11 protein-coding genes and 3 pseudogenes are annotated in these 15,840 nt (G+C 69.8%); 3 read left to right on the top strand and 11 right to left on the bottom strand.

The genetic code is table 11. The annotated features are described in order from the left end of the window. Positions 1-3: 3 nt before the first annotated feature. Positions 4-1,317: a sugar ABC transporter substrate-binding protein gene (locus tag AB0P41_RS29955; RefSeq protein ID WP_365935214.1), complete on the bottom strand. Its 1,314-nt coding sequence runs from the start codon at positions 1,315-1,317 to the stop codon at positions 4-6. A 193-nt stretch (positions 1,318-1,510) separates the two neighbouring features. Here AB0P41_RS29955 and AB0P41_RS29950 point away from each other — a divergent pair, with 193 nt between their 5' ends. Then, a complete protein-coding gene (locus AB0P41_RS29950) occupies positions 1,511-2,557 on the top strand; it encodes a LacI family DNA-binding transcriptional regulator (protein ID WP_365935212.1) in 1,047 nt (348 codons plus the stop codon). 77 nt (positions 2,558-2,634) lie between these two features. Here the strand turns inward: AB0P41_RS29950 and AB0P41_RS29945 are convergent, their stop codons facing one another. Next, positions 2,635-4,014, bottom strand: a complete 1,380-nt coding sequence (locus AB0P41_RS29945; RefSeq protein WP_365935306.1) for a BNR repeat-containing protein — start codon at positions 4,012-4,014, stop codon at positions 2,635-2,637. Between the two features lie 31 nt (positions 4,015-4,045). Next, a pseudogene (gene rhaS, locus AB0P41_RS29940) lies at positions 4,046-5,038 on the bottom strand (rhamnose ABC transporter substrate-binding protein); the annotation flags it as partial. Positions 5,039-5,047: 9 nt separating this feature from the next. On the opposite strand from rhaS, the pseudogene AB0P41_RS29935 reads away from it, so the two are divergent. After that, positions 5,048-5,389 (top strand): annotated as a pseudogene (locus AB0P41_RS29935) (FGGY-family carbohydrate kinase); the annotation flags it as partial. A gap of 49 nt (positions 5,390-5,438) precedes the next feature. On the opposite strand, the gene AB0P41_RS29930 reads toward AB0P41_RS29935, so the two are convergent. Genes AB0P41_RS29930 through AB0P41_RS29900 form a run of 7 tightly spaced genes read right to left on the bottom strand, consistent with a single transcriptional unit; the run spans position 5,439 to position 13,485 of the window. Then, a complete protein-coding gene (locus AB0P41_RS29930; RefSeq protein ID WP_365935210.1) occupies positions 5,439-7,433 on the bottom strand; it encodes a DUF2264 domain-containing protein in 1,995 nt (664 codons plus the stop codon). A 30-nt stretch (positions 7,434-7,463) separates the two neighbouring features. Then, positions 7,464-8,591 (bottom strand): substrate-binding domain-containing protein, encoded by a 1,128-nt coding sequence (locus tag AB0P41_RS29925; RefSeq protein ID WP_365935209.1) that lies wholly within the window; start codon positions 8,589-8,591, stop codon positions 7,464-7,466. Further along, positions 8,561-9,280 carry a hypothetical protein gene (locus tag AB0P41_RS29920; RefSeq protein ID WP_365935207.1) on the bottom strand — a complete coding sequence of 240 codons (720 nt, stop codon included), beginning with the start codon at positions 9,278-9,280 and terminating at the stop codon, positions 8,561-8,563. Before AB0P41_RS29920 ends, AB0P41_RS29925 begins: the two co-directional genes overlap by 31 nt. An 18-nt stretch (positions 9,281-9,298) precedes the next feature. Next, positions 9,299-10,213, bottom strand: coding sequence for a carbohydrate ABC transporter permease (locus tag AB0P41_RS29915; protein WP_365935205.1), 915 nt, complete (start codon positions 10,211-10,213; stop codon positions 9,299-9,301). Next, entirely contained in the window at positions 10,210-11,154 is a 945-nt protein-coding gene (locus tag AB0P41_RS29910; RefSeq protein WP_365935203.1) for a sugar ABC transporter permease, read from the bottom strand. Before AB0P41_RS29910 ends, AB0P41_RS29915 begins: the two co-directional genes overlap by 4 nt. Further along, positions 11,151-12,413: a sugar ABC transporter substrate-binding protein gene (locus AB0P41_RS29905; protein ID WP_365935201.1), complete on the bottom strand. Its 1,263-nt coding sequence runs from the start codon at positions 12,411-12,413 to the stop codon at positions 11,151-11,153. Before AB0P41_RS29905 ends, AB0P41_RS29910 begins: the two co-directional genes overlap by 4 nt. A 52-nt stretch (positions 12,414-12,465) precedes the next feature. Further along, positions 12,466-13,485 (bottom strand): hydroxyacid dehydrogenase, encoded by a 1,020-nt coding sequence (locus tag AB0P41_RS29900; protein ID WP_365935199.1) that lies wholly within the window; start codon positions 13,483-13,485, stop codon positions 12,466-12,468. A gap of 182 nt (positions 13,486-13,667) precedes the next feature. On the opposite strand from AB0P41_RS29900, the gene AB0P41_RS29895 reads away from it, so the two are divergent. After that, the gene (locus AB0P41_RS29895) at positions 13,668-14,780 is read left to right on the top strand and encodes a substrate-binding domain-containing protein (RefSeq protein ID WP_365935197.1); all 1,113 of its coding nucleotides are present in this window, start codon (positions 13,668-13,670) and stop codon (positions 14,778-14,780) included. Positions 14,781-14,795: 15 nt separating this feature from the next. Here the strand turns inward: AB0P41_RS29895 and AB0P41_RS29890 are convergent. Then, a pseudogene (locus tag AB0P41_RS29890) lies at positions 14,796-15,690 on the bottom strand (IS5 family transposase). Between the last annotated feature and the right edge of the window lie 150 nt (positions 15,691-15,840).

The following is a 15,840-nucleotide window of genomic DNA, read 5'->3' as shown; positions in this document are numbered from 1 at the left end:
TCGTCAGTCGGACAGCGAGGCGGTGATCGACTTGTTGTCGGCGGCGATGCGGCTCGCGTCGCCGAACACGGCGTCCCGCATCAGCTTGAGCCAGGGCCCGTTCGGGTCGTTGAACGTCTGGCCGAACTTGGCCGCGTAGGGGGTGCGCCCCTTGGCGACGAGCTTGTTGATGGTGACCTGGCGCGGGTCGGTCGCGGCGTACTTGTTGTCGGCCAGATCCGTGCGGGCCACGATGTCACCGCCGGCGGCGAGCACGTCGACCTGTGCCTTGTCGCTGAGCTGCCACTTGAGGAAGTCCCAGGCCTGGTCGGCCTTCTTGCTGGTGGCTGCGATGCCGATGGCGTCTCCGCCGATGAACGTCGAGTTGCCGCCGTCGGGGCCGGGGATCGGGGCGACGCCGAAGTCGAGGTTCTTCGGCATCAGGCCGAGCGTGGTCGAGGGCATCGGCATGACGCCGATCTTCCCCTTGGGGAACAGGCCGGTCCACGTGGCGCCGGACTCGTCCTTGGCGCCGGGGGCCGCGATCCCGTCCTTCGCCCAGCCGCGGTAGACGCCGTACACGGACTTCGCGGTCTCGGAGTCCAGCTTCGCGGCGGTCCCCTCGTCGTTCATGACCTCGTCGCCCGCGGCCCAGATGGACGGCCACCAGGTGAAGACGCCGCAGCCGCCGCAGTTGCCGCCGAAGAACGTTCCGTCGACGCCCCCGCCGAGCTTGTCGACCTTGCGCGCCTGGCTGTCCCACTCCGCAAGCGTCGTCGGCGGCTTCTCCGGGTCGAGGCCGGCCTTCTTGTACAGCGCCTTGTTGTAGAAGAGGACGGACAGGTCCAGGGTGTGCGGGACGACGTACTCCTTGCCGTCGACCGTGCCGGCCTCGATGTGGGAGGGGGCCAGGTCGTCGGCGTACGGCAGGGCCCCGATGCGCTTCGTCAGGTCGGCGAACAGCCCGCTGGTGGCGTAGTTGGGGGCGAAGACGACGTCCGTGGCGAAGAGGTCCGGGAGGTTCTTGGAGCCGGCCGCCGCCCCGATCTTGGCCTGGTAGTCATCGGTGGGGATGACGGTCAGTTCGACCTGGTTCTTGTGACTGGCGTTGTACGCCTTCACCAGCTTCTGGCTCTGCGCCTGGGTGGCCGCCCGGGTCCACATGGTCAGCTTGGAACCGTCATCGACGCTCTTCGTGCTCCCTGTCGTGCTCGCTCCGTCGCCCCCGGCGGCACCGGCTCCCTTGCCGCACCCCGTGGCGAGAGCCGTCATCACGGCGAGGGTGACGGCTGTTGCGGCCATGCGCCGGACGGATCCGGCCGAGGCGGCTCTCCTCATGGTGGCGCTCCTTCGATGAGACCGCCGGGAAGGCGGTGCCGAAACATCAGGAAAAGGTTTTCGGCCTGAAACGTAGGCCATCACCAGATCGGGGTCAATAGTCGCGCAGACACCTTTCCCAACCTGTGCAACGACTAGGAAAGCGGCCGAAAAAGTTTCGGTTGACTGCGAAATCTCGACTACACTCACGGCCATGAAGTCCACCGACGTCTCCCGGCCGGCCGGCAGTATGGCCGCCTCCCGCCCCACACTCACCGACGTGGCCCGTCTCGCCGGGGTCTCGGTGGCAACGGCGTCCAAGGCGCTCAACGGACGCCGCCAGGTACGCGCGGAGACCCGAACCCGGGTCAAGGAGGCCGCCGAGCAGCTCTCCTTCCGCCCGAACCCGCTGGCCCGGAGCCTCCTCGCGGGGCGCACGGGGACGGTCGGCCTGCTGACCAGCGACCTCGAAGGCCGCTTCAGCATCCCCATCCTGATGGGGGCGGAGGACGCCTTCGGCGCGGGACGGGCGGCGGTGTTCCTCTGCGACGCGCGGGGCGACTCGATCCGGGAACAGCACCATGTGCAGGCCCTGCTGGAGCGTCGCGTCGACGGCCTCATCGTGGTGGGCTCCCGCACCGATCCGCGGCCCTCTCTGGGCCGGGAACTCCCGGTGCCCGTCGTGTACGCGTACGCGCCCTCGTCCGACCTCGACCACGACCTCTCGATCGTCCCCGACGGCGTCGGCGCCGCACATATGGCCGTCCAGCACCTGTTGTCCAGCGGGCGCACCCGGATCGCCCACATCACCGGCGACATCGGGTACCTGGCCGCGCGGGAGCGCGCCGAGGGGACCGTGCAGGCCCTGGCGGCGGCGGACCTGGGCCTGGTCGAGGAACCGCTGTACGGCAACTGGTCGGAGGGTTGGGGCAGGGCGGCAGCCGCGATGCTCCTCGACCGGCGCGAGGAGACGGACGCCATCCTGTGCGGCAGCGACCAGATCGCACGAGGTGTTCTCGACACCCTGCGCGAGCGCGGGCACTCGGTGCCGGGGGACGTGGCGGTCATGGGTTTCGACAACTGGCGTGCCTTCACGGACGGCGCCCGCCCCGGACTGACCAGCGTCGACCACAATCTCCAGGGGATCGGCTCGGCCGCCGCCCAGGCGCTGTTCCAGGCAATGGACGGGCAGACCCGCAGCGGAGTGGAGCTGCAACCGGGACGGCTGGTGATCCGCTCGTCCACGGTGGCGGTGGGCTGAGCTGCCGAGCACCAACCGAAGGGCCCGCCCGATCCGCGATCGGGCGGCCCCCGCGGTACGTGTCCCCCTCAGGCCCCTCAGGCAGGGAGCTTGAAGTCGACCACGTGCAGTGGCGACGGTGTGGCGCCCGTGGACTTCTCCTGGTACAGCATGGAGAGCACGTTGTCGGCCTTCACCCTCAGGTCGTCGATGACGACCTCCCCGAATGCGTTCAGGCCGCTGCCGTCGTAGAGCAGCTTCCAGTCGGTGTAGCCGGAGGACGCGGAGGCGCCGACGATCCTGCCGTACGGGAGGACCGCGTAGGCGTTGTCGTACTTGTCCAGGACCAGCTTGGTGCGCTGGCTGGAGGCCGGTGCGACGGGGAGTTCGGTCTTCTGCCAGGCCTCCGAGGCGTTGCGGCGGACGTGGAAGACGCGACCGTTGGCGATGCGGTCGGCGGCGTAGCTCGTGGTGCACTGCCCGAACCGGCCCGGTACGTAGCTGATGAGCGCGTGCGGGCGGCCGACGGAGTCGGTGAACTGGCTCTCCTGGTTCATCAGGGAGTGGTCCGGGTTGAGCGGGTCCACGACCAGACCCGCGTCGGTGACGGCGACCAGGTTGGAGGTGCCCGTGGTCCCGACGAGGTTTCCGGCGTTGTTGCGCCAGGTGCGGCCCTTGTCGTCGGAGTAGACGTAGCCGGTATCGTGGTTGGTGAGGCCGCCGCCGCTGCACATCACGGAGCCCGACTGCTCGCGCCAGGTGAAGAAGGAGTGCAGGCGGCCGTTGCCGTCGTAGTCGATGCCGTGGAGGTACATGTTGCGGGCGCCGGAGGAGCCGTGCTCGCTGGTGTAGGTCCCCGTCGAGCTCGACCACTCCCCCAGGTTGGTCCAGGTGCTGCCGTTGTACTCGGCGAGGGCGTTGCGGCCGTTGCCGGAGATGCCGACCCGGTAGCTGAGCTGGAGCTTGTTGTCGGGCGTGGAGAGGAACTGGGGATACGTGAACTGTGAGGTGAGCGCGAGGCCGTCGAGCGTGGACTGCGGGGCGCCGAACACGGCCGTGGTCCAGGCGGTGCCCGCTGGGTTGTCCAGGAGGCCGGCTCCTGACTTCACGTAGGTGAAGCCGTTGCTGTGCGAGTCCATGTTGAGGTGTAGCCGGCCGTCGGACTTGGAGACGCCCATGGAGATGACGTTGTGCGAGTCGTTGGCCTTGAGGGTGTGGCCCGCCCTGACGGTGGACCAGGTGGTGGAGCCGACGGCGCGGCGTGCCACGACGGCGTTGCGGTCGGACGTGTACCAGGCGGCGTACTGATAGCCCTTGTAGGTGAGCAGACCGTTCTTCTGGAACGAGTTGTTGTTGACCAGGCCGTCGTAGGAGACGAAGAACAGGGCCTTGGCGTCGAGTTGGCTGGTGCCGGACTTGGTGACCGAAGGGCCCGGGGTGGCCGCGTAGGCGCTGGCGAGCAGGGTACGGCGTCGCATCATCGTGATCTCCTGGGGACTGAGGGGATTGGAACGAGAAGCTGTCGATGTTCTGCGCGTTGAAGACGGTGGGCTTGCCGAGGTTGATGACACCGTCCTTGCCGACGGTGAAGGTGGTGGTGCCGGCCTTGAAGGTCTCCCTCTCCTTACCGTGATCTGCCCGGAGGCGAGCGCGACGGCGGACGGGCGGCGAGGTCGCCGAGCTTGGCGGAGTCCCAGAGTTCGAACGCCTCGACGGTGCCGTTCTTGACGTACTTGCGCATGTCGTTGGGGTTGCCGAGGCCGGTCAGCTTGACCTTGCCCTTGTACTTGCAGCCCGACAGGTACTGTGCGGCCGCCTTGATGCCGACCGTGGTCGGGGAAATGATCCTCTTCGGGTTCGGTGCTCTTGGAGCAGGCCCTGGGTCTGCTGGAAGGGCTGCTGGGCGTCATCGTTGCCGTGGGCGGTCTTGACCAGCTTGATGTCCTTGTACTTGGGGTTCTTCGGTTCCTCCTTCATGTAGTCGATCCAGGTGTCCTGATTGGTGGCCGTTTGGGCCGCCGAGAGGGTCGCGGTTTCGCCGTTGTAGTCGATCTGTTCGGCCAGCAGCTGCACCTCGGTACGGCCCAGGTCCTCGGCGCTCGCCTGCGAGAAGAAGGCGTTGCGGCAGTCGGTCTTGGTGTTAGGGCCGTACGTTACGACGCTGACACCGTTCTTCATCGCCTGCTTGAGCGCGGTGCACAGCGCGCCCGGGTCCTGCGCGGACACCGCGATCGCGTCGACCTGCTGCTGGGTCAGGGTGTTGACGTACGACACCTGCCCGGAGGTGTTCGTGCCGCTGCTGGTGCCGACCTCCTTGAAGGTGGACCCGAGCTCCTCGACCGCGGCCCCGCCGCCCTTGTCGGCAGTGCTGAAGTAGGGGTTGTTGACCTGCTTGGGCAGGAACCCGACGGTCAGGCCCTTCTCGGTGGCCGCGTTGGGGTCGGTCTTGCCGGCCGTGGTGACGGCCAGTGCGACGACGAATCTACGTGAACGGATGCGCATGGTGGGTACTTGGCACTGGCCCACCGCAGGGCGCTGCGGCAGGCCGCCGAGCTGGCCGGCCGCCACATCACCCGCATCCACATGGTGGGCGGCGGCTCGCGCAACGAACTGCTCTGCCGGTTCACCGCCGATGCCACCGGGCTCCCGGTCGTCGCGGGCCCGGCCGAGGCGACCGCCCTCGGCAACATCCTGGTGCAGGCGCGCGCCCACGGCCTCGTCGGCGGCCTCTCCTCGATGCGGCGGCTCGTCGCCACCACTCAGGAGCTCCGCCACTTCGCGCCCGGCGGGGACCGGGCGGCGTGGGAGGCGGCGGCGTCCCGGGTGGTCGCGGAGCCCGCCCTTCCGCGCTGAGCCCCGGCGGGCGTTCCGGAGCGAACTCACGGGAGGGCCCCGGCCGGCCCTAGACCAGCGGCACAACGCTCTCCACGCCATCGCCCCATCGCACGACGACCCCGTCCCCGTACGCCGAGACCGTCGCCGCGCCCCATGCGGCGGCGGTCCCGCGCGTGAGGACCACACGGGCCGCCAGGACGGCACCGGGCTCGGGCACAGGGGCGGCGAGCCAGGGCACGGCGGTCCAGTTCCCGAGGGGGCTGGTGCCCTGCTCGACGGTCACACCCGCCTCCTCGAAGCCGGTCACGCCCGCCTGCTCAAAGCCGGTCCGCCCCGCCTCATCCAGCCCCATAAGCCCTCTCAGGTCCGAGGTCAGGGCGCCGGCCGTCGCCGTCGCGCGCACGGGGTCCGTCCCGGTCTCCGTTTCCGGCCGTCGGTCACCGGCCAGCGGCCATCCCCCGAGGCGGACCCGGACCGCCCGCCCCGGCGGGCCGTCGACGCGGACCAGCCGCACCTCCGTGCCGTCGCGGACGACCGAGGCCACGGTCACCCGGGGGCCCGCCGCCGAGGCGCCCGTGCGCCCCGAACCGTGGTCGTGGTCCAGCTCCCTGGCGGCGTCCACCCAGTGCACGGCACCCGTGGAGACTGCGGCGAGCACCCCATGGGGCAGCTCCATGGCGTACAGGCTCTCGAAGCCGGTGCGGTGCGAGGCCCGGCCCTCGGTGTTGAGCAGGGCGACCGAGTTGTCCACGGGGTCGTCGACGGTGAGGCCGGTCAGGGGCGGGACGGTCGCGGTGGAGTAGCCGAGGCGCGCGTACAGCGGGGCGTCGGTGCTCACCGTGCCCGGGTGGGCGTGGTCGGTGCCGTGGTTGAGGACGGTCACGATGCCGTCATCGGGGCGCGCGCTCACCAGCCAGCCGGGGGCCGCGACCACCCGGGCCTGCGGTGCGCGCTCCACCGGAAGGGGCTCCTCGACGGCGGTCCACACCGGGTGGTCCGCGGGCAGGGCGAGGCCCAGCATGCCCTTGCTCGCCCAGTACGGAGAGCCGGGCCCGGAGTAGGACTGGCGCATCGCGGGCCAGGGCCCGTGCCAGCCCATGGTCAGCAGTCCGTCGGCGCCGGGCACGCCCCGGCGCGCGAAGTGGTCGAGCACCCCGCTCGCCGCCCGCCGGGTCAGTCCGGGCGAAAGCCGGGAGGCCCCGGTGAAGGCGCCCGTCCACAGGGGCGCGGCGGCGGCGAACCGGTAGATCAGGCTCCTCCCCTGCATGAGTGGGGAGCCGTCGGCGCCGGTCAGGCGGACCGCGTCGTCCAGGTAGCGGCCGAGGTCGCTCTCCCATTCCCGGCGCAGCGCGGGTGCGCAGAGGGTGCCCGTGACGTTGAACAGCGCGGTCCACAGCAGCGGGTAGGTGTGCAGGGCCCAGCCGGTGTAGTGGTCGAAGGCGCGGTCCTGGCCGTCCGAGAGCCAGCCGTCCGCGCGCCGGAGCGAGGCGTGGACGGCCAGGTCCTCCTCGATGTCGGCGGACGACCACGGGCCGCCCGCCTCGCGCAGGAAGGACTCCACGACGATGCGGAACCACACCCAGTTGATGGGCGGGTACGGCTGTCCGATGACGGTGGCCAGCCACGCGACGGTCCGTTCCCGCACGCCGCTGTCCAGCCTGTCCCACAGCCACGGCTTGGTGAGCTGGAGGATGAGCGCGACGGAGGCCGCCTCGACCTTCGCCTGGCCGAGTTCGTCGGGCCTGGGCCATGCCTCCGGGTGGTGCGGGTCGGTCCCCGCCGCCAGGCCCTCGGCGTAGCGCTCCAGCAGGCCGCCCGGGTCCTTCCCCCGTTCCCCCGCGATGCGGAAGCCGGCCAGCAGGAACGTACGGGCGAAGCCTTCGAGGCCGTCGGAGTCAGGGCCGTAGGAGCTGTTCGGGCCGGGGAGCAGGATGCGCGCGCCCGCCGGTGAGCGGTACGGGTCGAGGGCGGCCAGCAGCCGGTCGGCGTACGACGCCCAGTGGTGCCGTTCCCAGCCGGTGTACGGGGACAGGGCGCTCGGGGCGTCCGGGAGAAGGGTCATGCGTTCACCGTCCGGTTGCGTTGCGGGTGGTCAGGCGGCGGCCGTCGCCGTGGGCAGGGTGCCGCAGGATTCGCGTACGACGACACTCGGCCACAGCTCGACGCGGTGGACGGGCCACTCGCCGCTGACGTCGGCCAGCCGGGCCAGGGCCAGTTCGGCGGCTAGCCGGCCCAGCCGGTGTTTCTGCGGGCGAACCGCGGTGAGCGGCGGGTCGGAGGCGGCGCCGATCTCGTCGTCGTACGTCACGATGGCCAGGTCCCGGGGCACGGTGATCCCCCGCTCCCAGCCGCGTTCGATCAGGCCGATGGCCTCGCGGTCGGAGTGGACGAACAGGGCGCCGATGCCCTGGTCTCGGCTGTGGTCGAGGACCTTGTCGTAGGCGTCGGCCCAGCCCGCGGCCCCGTACGAGGGGATCTCGATGTCCAGCCCGTCGTGCGGGGGCAGTCCGAGGGCCGCGACGGTCTCCTGCCAGCCGGTCCGGAGCGCGGTGCTGGTGGGGCTCTGGCGGGTGGTGATGAGGGCGACGCGGTCGTGGCCGAGGGTGACGAGGTGGCGCAGCGCGAGGCCGGCGCCGAGGGCGTGTGCGGTGGTCGCGGCGTCCAGGGGCAGGGTGAAGAGGTCCTTGGGCGGGGTGCGTTCGACGAGGACGACGGGCAGGTCGCGGGCGAGGGTGCCGAGCCGACGCAGCAGTTCCCTGGCCGGTCCGCCCGTGGTGGCGGGCGCGACGAGGAGCGCCTGCGCGCCGCGTTCGAGGAGGGCGTCGATCTGGCGGCGGTCCTCGGCCGGGTCGTCCCAGCCCGACGAGCGCATGATGAGCCGCCCGTCGGTCGCCGCGACTGCGGTGTGGGCGCCCTGGATGACGGCGGGCCAGTAGTACTCCACGGAGGGCACCAGCATGCCGACGACCGCGCGCGTGCGCATGGGCCCGAGCGGGCCGGGTGCGGTGGCGCGGGTCTGCTGCGGCACGGGGGCGCGGTTGGGCAGGGCGATGCCGCCGTGGACGCGCTGCACCAGTCCCCGGTCGGCGAGCAGGGTCACGTCACGGCGGATCGTCACCGGTGTGACGCCGAGTCGTTCCACCAGGTCGGCGAGGCGGATTATGCCGGAGGCGCGGACCGCGGCGAGGATCAGTTCGTGGCGTTTCGCGGCGAGTGCCATGGTGTGGTTCCTCCCGGGAGCGGGTGGGAGCGGCAGTGGTGCCATACGACGAAGAGGACGCACCCGGGCACGACGGCCAGCCCGGCCAGGGGCGCCTGGTTGACCAGGAGGAGCCCGCCGCCGAGCAGGACCAGGTGGAACAGGCTCATCGGGGCGTGCCGGACCACGAGGTAGGGGGCGAGCAAGTGGACCGGCCATCCGGTGGTCCGTTCGCGCGCCTCGGCGGCCAGGGCGACGACCCAGGCCAGGGCCGCGACGACGCCCACCACCACCGCCATCGGTACGAGGACCGCACCGGCGGGCGTACTCCGCAGGACCGCGACCTCGGCCACGGCGGCGGTCGCCACGAGGAGGAACGGGACCGACACCCGTACCGCCCGCCCGAACAGCCGGCGGTAGGCGCCGGCGTACAGCCGCACGGGCGCGGTGCCGTCCGGGCCGGCCGCGTCGAAGTAGGCGAAGGCGGCGGCGAGGGAGGGCCCGGGCAGCAGGAGGAGCAGGGGGCCGAACAGCAGGGGGTAGCGCCAGGGTTCGTGCCAGGCCTGGAGCGCCGCGAGCAGCGGGAGGTTGGCGGCCGCGACGCCGAGATTGACGACGAGGACGCGGTGGACATGGGACCAGATCAATTCCCAGGAGCTGTGGGCCACATTCAGTCGGAGTCCGGTGCGGGGCGTGTGTGCGTCGCTCATGGTCGTACCGCCTTCCTGTCAGCCCTTGACGCCGGTGGTGGCGATGCCGCGGACGAAGTAGCGCTGGCCGAGCAGGAAGACGGCCAGGATCGGCAGGACGGAGAGCACGGAGCCGGTCATGATCATGGCCGATTCGGCGTCGTACTGTCCGATGAAGGCGCGCAGGCCCAGCTGTACGGTCCACAGCCGGTTGTCCGTGAGGTAGATGAACGGGCCCATGTAGTCGTTCCACGTGGTGACGAACGTCAGCAGGGCCAGGCTGGCGAGGGCCGGCTTGGACAGCGGGAGGACGATGCGCGCCCAGATGCCGTACTCGGTGAGGCCGTCGAGGCGGGCGGCTTCGCTGATCTCGTCCGGGATCGTCAGGTAGAACTGCCGCATCAGGAACACGCCGAACGCGCCGAACGCCTGCAACAGGATAAGCGACAGGTAGGAGTTGACCAGGCCGAGCTTCTGCATGATGACGTACTGCGGAACCATGTACGCCTGCCACGGCACCGCGATCGTCGCGATGTAGCCGGTGAAGAGCAGGTCCCGGCCGGGGAAGCGCATCTTGGCAAAGCCGTACGCCGCGAAGCTGCCGGTGACCACCTGGAGAAAGGTGATCACGACGCTCAGGAAGAGCGAGTTGCCGAGGTAGGCGGCGAACGGGACGCGGGTCCAGATGTCGGTGAAGTTGGACCACTTGAACTCTTCGGGGATCCATTGGATGGGCACCGTGAAGACGTCCCGGTCGTCCTTCAGGGACGAGATCACCATCCAGAGGAACGGCAGCAGCACGGCCACCGCCACGACGGCGAGCAGGAGGTACAAGGCCGCCCGGCCGGTGAGTTCCAGCGGGCCGGTGCGCCGGCCGGTCTGCCGCGCCGTGGGTTCGAAGGGGGGCCGGTGCTCCGGCGGTGTGCTCTCCTTGCGCAGGACGGTGGTGTTCATCGCTCGCTCCTTCGCTGCATCCGGAACTGGATCACGGTGATCACCAGGCAGATCAGGAAGAGCGCGAGGGAGACGGCGGAGGCGTAGCCGAACCGCCCCTGGGTGATGCCTTCGCGGAAGATCAGCTGGGACAGGACGAGGGTGGAGCGGCCGGGGCCGCCCTCGGTCATGATCTGGACCAGGTCGAAGACCTTGAAGCTCGACACGGTGACCATGACGGTGACGAAGAAGGTCGTCGGCCGCAGACCGGGCAGGGTCACGTGCCAGAACCGCTGCCAGGGGCCGGCGCCGTCCATGCGCGCGGCCTCGTACAGCTCGGCGGGGATGGTCTGGAGCCCGGCCAGGAACAGCACCATGTAGTAGCCCATGTCCCGCCACACGCTGGCGATGATGAGCGCGGGCATCGCCCAGTCCTGGGAGCTGGTCCAGCCCGGCGGGTCGGATATGCCCAGCGACATCAGGAACTGGTTGACCGGGCCCTCCTCCGGGCTCAGCAGCATGTTCCAGACCACCGCGACCGCCACCAGCGAGGTGACGTACGGGAAGAAGAACGCGGTGCGCAGAAGTCCCACACCGCGCAGCTTCTGGTTGAGGAGGACCGCGAGGCCGAGGGAGGCCAGAAGGGTGAGGGGGATGTGGCCGGCCGCGTAGTAGAGAGTGTTCTGGAGCGCGGCCCAGAAGTTCGAGTCGTTCCAGAGACGTTCGAAGTTGTCCAGGCCGACCCAGTGGGGCGTGCCGTACGAGTCCCAGTCGGTGAAGGAGATGGCCAGGGCGCCGACGACGGGCACCAGGGTGAGGGCCGCGAACCCGAGGAAATTGGGCAGGATGAACGACCAGCCGACCAGAATGGTGCGGCGCCGCCGGCGCTTCTCGGCGGCCCGGTGGGCCGCGGAAGCGCCGGGCGCCCCGTGTCCGGCGGGGGACGACGTGAGGGTGCTCACCGGACCTCGTCCCTGACCCGGTCGTTCATCTCCTTGATCCCGGAGTCGACGGACTTCTCACCGCTCATGATCATCTCGTGCTCCTCCTTGAGGATCTGGTCGATGTCGGAGGACTTGTCGCTGACCGGCATCTCCAGCTGGACCTTGCCCGGCTCCATGGCCTTGCGGGAGAGCGCGTCGTCGGGTATGCCGTCGACGGAGAAGAAGGTGTCGAGGATCTTGTCGCTGGTGTACGCGGGAGTGACGCCGATCTTGGCGACGGCGGCGGCGCCTTCGGGGCCGGAGGCCCAGGTGACGAACTTCTCGGCCTCCGCCGCGTGGCGCGCCTTCTTGTTGACGGCGAACGCGGTCGGCGAGCCGAAGGTGACGGTCTCGCCGACCGCGGTGGTCTGCGGCATGGGGGCCATGCCCCAGTTGATGTCGTTCTTGCCCTGGGCCTTCTCGGCGAGCAGGGCCGCCGCCCACCAGGAGCCCATCGGGACCATGGCGGCCTTGCCTGTCGTCAGCTGGGAGTCGTAGGTGATCTGCTGGGTGGAGGCGGTCGAGAAGGGCAGGGTCGCCTTGGACTTCTGGAGGTCGAGCACCATGTCGTACTGCTTCTTGAAGTACGCGTAGTCGCCGCCCAGCTGGTCGCCGCCGGTCTGGGCCGAGGCGATGGCCTGGACGACGGAGCGCCAGGTGTGCAGGTAGGTGCCGTAGACCTTGTCGGAGCCGGAGCCCTTGGTGAACTTCTTTGCCAGCTTCGCGTAGTCGTCCCAGGTCAGCTTCGACAGATCGTTCTTGCCGACCATGTCCTTGTTGTAGAAGAGGACCCAGAAATCCGACCGGTAGGGCAGCGCGTAGTACTGGTCCTTGACGTTGTAGTCGTCGAGCCCCGAGTAGGACGCCTTGTCGAGCTTGCCGACCGCGTCGGTGAGCGGCTTGAGCTGGCCGCGCGTCGCGTAGCGGGCGTAGTCGGTGACGTTCTTCATCGTCAGGATGTCGGTGGTGTCGCCGCCGGCCAGCATCGTGGTGATCTTGTCCGGGTAACTGTCGGCGAGGATGTCGACCGGCTGGACGTGGATCTTCGGGTACTTGGCCTCGAACCCGTCGATCAGTGCCTTGAACTCGGGCGTCGACTTGTAGTTCCAGAGCGCTATCTTCACAACCGTCCGGCCGTCGGACGAGGCGGTGTCGCTCGTTCCGCTGGCGTCGCAGGCGCTGAGCACCAGACAGGCGGCCACCGCGAGTGGGCCGAAAGCTGCGAGGCTCTTCTTCATTGCGGCTCTCCTTGGATGAGGGTGGTGGTACGGGAGGTGCGCCGGCCGCCCTTCAGGCGCTGAGGCCCAGCGCCCAGTGCTCGGCGGTGATCTCGGCCCGCAGCGGCCGGCGCGCCGTCCAGCGGGCCAGCTCGTCCAGTACGTGATCGGTCAGCCGGCCGATCTCGCTGCCCAGCGACCCGGCGATGTGCGGGGTGACCATGACCTGGGCGGTGTGCCGCAGCGGGGAGTCGCTGGGCAGCGGTTCGGGATCGGTGACGTCGAGGATGGCGAACAGCCGCCCGGCGGCGCATTCCGCGGCGAGCGCGTCGGAGTCGACGAGGCTGCCGCGGGCGGTGTTGATGACGGTGGCCATGTCGGGGAGCCGGCTCAGTTCTCCGGCACCGATGAGATGGCGGGTCTCGGCGAGTTCGGGGGCATGCACCGAAAGCACGTGCACGCGCGGCAGCATCTCGTCGAGCGGTACGAGGGTGGCCCCGGCCCGCGCGACCTCGGCGGGGTCCGCGTACGGGTCGGCCACCAGGACCGTGGTGGCCGGAAGCACCTTCAGCAGGTCGACCACCCGGCGGCCGATCCGGGAGAACCCGACGATGCCCACGCACCGCTCGAAGTTGGACAGGTCGCCGTAGCCGGTGACCGACCCCCAGCCGCCGTATGCGTCCTGCGCGCTGGCAGCCAGGAATGGCGCCTTCTTGCCCGCGAAGATGATGGCCGCCAGGGTGTACTCCGCCACCGGCACCGCGTTGGCGTCCGCCGCGCTCGTCACGCGGATGCCCCGGCTCCACACCTCGTCGCCCATCAGCCCGCGCACGCTCCCCGCCCCGTGGAGGACGGCCTTCAGACGCGGCGCAGCGGCCAGCCTGTCGGGAGTCAGCGCTGGCGCGCCCCACGAGGTGAGCAGGACCTCGGCACGGGCCAGCCGGGCGCGGGCCGCCGGGCTGTCGAGTTCGTCCGTCCAGCACGGGTCGTCGATGTCCGCGAGAGCGGCCAGCCGCCGCAGCCGGGGCGAGTCGAAGTGGGCCTCGAAGCTCGGCCTGCTCATCACCACCAGGGCATGGGGCTTGGACTGCATGGGGCTCCTCTCGTGAACGGCACGTGCCGAGCGGGTTTCCAGCGAGTTCCAGCCAGAAGTCGCTGAGTCAGGGATAGTGGCCTGGCGCACACCACGACTAGCATTCGATCGGATTCGATACCAAACGTTCATCATCGAACATCGAGGACCGGGCCCGGGAAGCCCGCCGGAGGGGGAGATCCATGGCCGAGGAACAGCCGTTCGCACTGCAGCGCCACGAGAGGCTCATGGAGCGGCTGCGGTTGCATGGAGCGGTCCGGGTGCGCGAGCTGGCCGCCGCCCTGGACGTGAGCGAGCTGACGATACGGCGGGACATCGCGGCACTGGCCGACCGCGGGCTGCTGACCCGGGTGCACGGCGGGGCGACTCTGCCGACCGTCCTGGACCAGACGCCGGCCCGCCGCAGACGTGCCTCGGCTCCGGCGTTCACTATCGGCATGGTCGTGCCGTCGCTGGACTTCTACTGGCCCCAGGTCGTCAACGGGGCGCGCAGCGCGGCCGCCGCGCACGGGACCCACATCCAACTGCGCGGATCGAGCTACGACCAGGCTGAGGACCGCCGCCAGATCCTGCGCCTGGTCGAATCCGGCCAGGTGCAGGGCCTGTTGCTGGCGCCCAGCCTGGAGGGGCCCGGCGTCGCGGAGCTCATCGACTGGATCGGCGGTCTCTCGGTGCCGGCCATCTTCGTGGAGCGGCAGCCCCCGCGCTGGACGCCGACGCCCCGCCCGCTCGAATGGGTACGCAGCGATCACGCGCTGGGACTGGAGCTGGCCGTCCGGCACCTGCACGCTTTCGGTCACCGGCGCATCGGTCTCGTACTCTCCAAGGGCAGCCCCACCTCCGCCCATCTGGCCTCCGGCTGGCACCGCGCCTGCGAGGAGCTGGACCTGCCTGACGACTTCGTCGTACGCGAGAGCGTCGCGCTGGACATTCCCGGGCACCGGCAGATCATCGGCGGGATCGTCGACCGTTGCCGCCGCGACCGCATCACGGCGCTCGTCGTCCACAGCGACCCGGACGCCATCTCCGTGGCCCAGTACCTCACGGAGCAGGGGGCCTCCATCCCCGACGACATGGCGCTCGTCAGCTACGACGACGAGGTGGCGCACCTCGCCCATCCGGCGCTCACCGCAGTCCGGCCGCCCAAGACGACGGTCGGACGGACGGCCGTCGACATGATGATGGCGCGGCTGCTGGAGGGCCGTAACCGGCCGGTGCAGCGCACGCTGGTGCTGCCGGAGCTGGTGATTCGGGCCTCCTCCATTACGTCGTCGTGGCAGCAGGAAACGACCTAGGCACTGTTTCTCGGATCACGTTCTGAGCCAGATAACGAGTGCTGCGAGCGTGTCGGTACCGAGGTAGATGTAGGCGCGTTTCTCGTAGCGGGTGGCGACGGACCGGAAGACCTTGACGCGGTTGATGGTGCGTTCGACGGTGTTCGTTTCTTGTAGCGCTCGCTGTCGAAGCCGGTGGGGCGACCGCCTCGGGAGCCTCGTTCTTGCGGTGTCTTTGCTGGTCGAGGCGTTCGGGAATCGTGTGCGGGATACCGCGTGGTCGCAGGTTGCGGCGGTTTCTCGGGCCGGGTTCGAGGCCGGCCGACTCCGGTTCGGGGCACCGATACCTGCTCCAGGACCCGCTCGAGCTGGGGTCCGTCACCGTAGTGTCCGGGTGTCAGGACGAAGGCGAGGGGCCGGAATCGTCCCTCGGCGGCCAGGTGGATCTTGGTGGTGAATCCTCCGCGGGAACGTCCCAGGCATTCGCCGATCTGACCACCTTCTCCAACCGGGCCACCAGTATCCGTAGTACCGGATCGACCCGGTTCGTCCCCTGCTCGACCCCCTTTTGAGGAAGGGCGGCCGGAGGAGCCTTCCTCGCACCGGCGGCGTGCTGATGGGCTCGTACCGCTGTCGAGTCCACCGACACGTCCCAGTCGATCCCGCCCGCCGCGTCCTGGGCTGCCTGGATGCCGGACAGCAGCATCTGCCGGGTTCCATCGGCTTACCAGTGGCGATGTCGCTTATAGACCGTCTCCCACGGCCCGAACCGCTCGGGCAGATCCCGCCACTGCACGCCGGTCCGCACTCGGTGGAGAACCTCATTGATCACCCGCCGGTGGTCACTCCACCGACCACCACGCGCACCATCACGAGGCAAGAACGACTCCAGCCGATCCCACTCCGCATTCGTCAGATCCCCACGGCCCATGCAGCCAGCCTGGACCCAACGCCCCACCCACGTCAGGAGATCCGAGAAACAGTGCCTAGTACTGCAACGGCGTTTGGCGTGACTGGTGGCCAGGTTGGTCGTTGGGCTGGTTATGGGTGGGGTACCTGGTGATGTGAGGGTGTGGGCGGC

The sequence above is a fragment of the Streptomyces sp. NPDC079167 genome (genome assembly GCF_040686735.1).
Classification (GTDB): Bacteria; Actinomycetota; Actinomycetes; order Streptomycetales; family Streptomycetaceae; genus Streptomyces.
Note: the sequence above shows the minus strand (reverse complement) of the source record. Positions and strands in the feature narration are given on the sequence as shown.

Bases quoted from the DNA above. Each gene is read 5' to 3' on its own strand.
- AB0P41_RS29955 (WP_365935214.1), bottom strand. From the start codon at position 1,317: ATGAGGAGAGCCGCCTCGGCCGGATCCGTCCGGCGCATGGCCGCAACA.
- AB0P41_RS29950 (WP_365935212.1), top strand. From the start codon at position 1,511: ATGAAGTCCACCGACGTCTCCCGGCCGGCCGGCAGTATGGCCGCCTCC.
- AB0P41_RS29945 (WP_365935306.1), bottom strand. From the start codon at position 4,014: ATGCGACGCCGTACCCTGCTCGCCAGCGCCTACGCGGCCACCCCGGGC.
- AB0P41_RS29930 (WP_365935210.1), bottom strand. From the start codon at position 7,433: ATGACCCTTCTCCCGGACGCCCCGAGCGCCCTGTCCCCGTACACCGGC.
- AB0P41_RS29925 (WP_365935209.1), bottom strand. From the start codon at position 8,591: ATGGCACTCGCCGCGAAACGCCACGAACTGATCCTCGCCGCGGTCCGC.
- AB0P41_RS29920 (WP_365935207.1), bottom strand. From the start codon at position 9,280: ATGAGCGACGCACACACGCCCCGCACCGGACTCCGACTGAATGTGGCC.
- AB0P41_RS29915 (WP_365935205.1), bottom strand. From the start codon at position 10,213: ATGAACACCACCGTCCTGCGCAAGGAGAGCACACCGCCGGAGCACCGG.
- AB0P41_RS29905 (WP_365935201.1), bottom strand. From the start codon at position 12,413: ATGAAGAAGAGCCTCGCAGCTTTCGGCCCACTCGCGGTGGCCGCCTGT.
- AB0P41_RS29900 (WP_365935199.1), bottom strand. From the start codon at position 13,485: ATGCAGTCCAAGCCCCATGCCCTGGTGGTGATGAGCAGGCCGAGCTTC.
- AB0P41_RS29895 (WP_365935197.1), top strand. From the start codon at position 13,668: ATGGCCGAGGAACAGCCGTTCGCACTGCAGCGCCACGAGAGGCTCATG.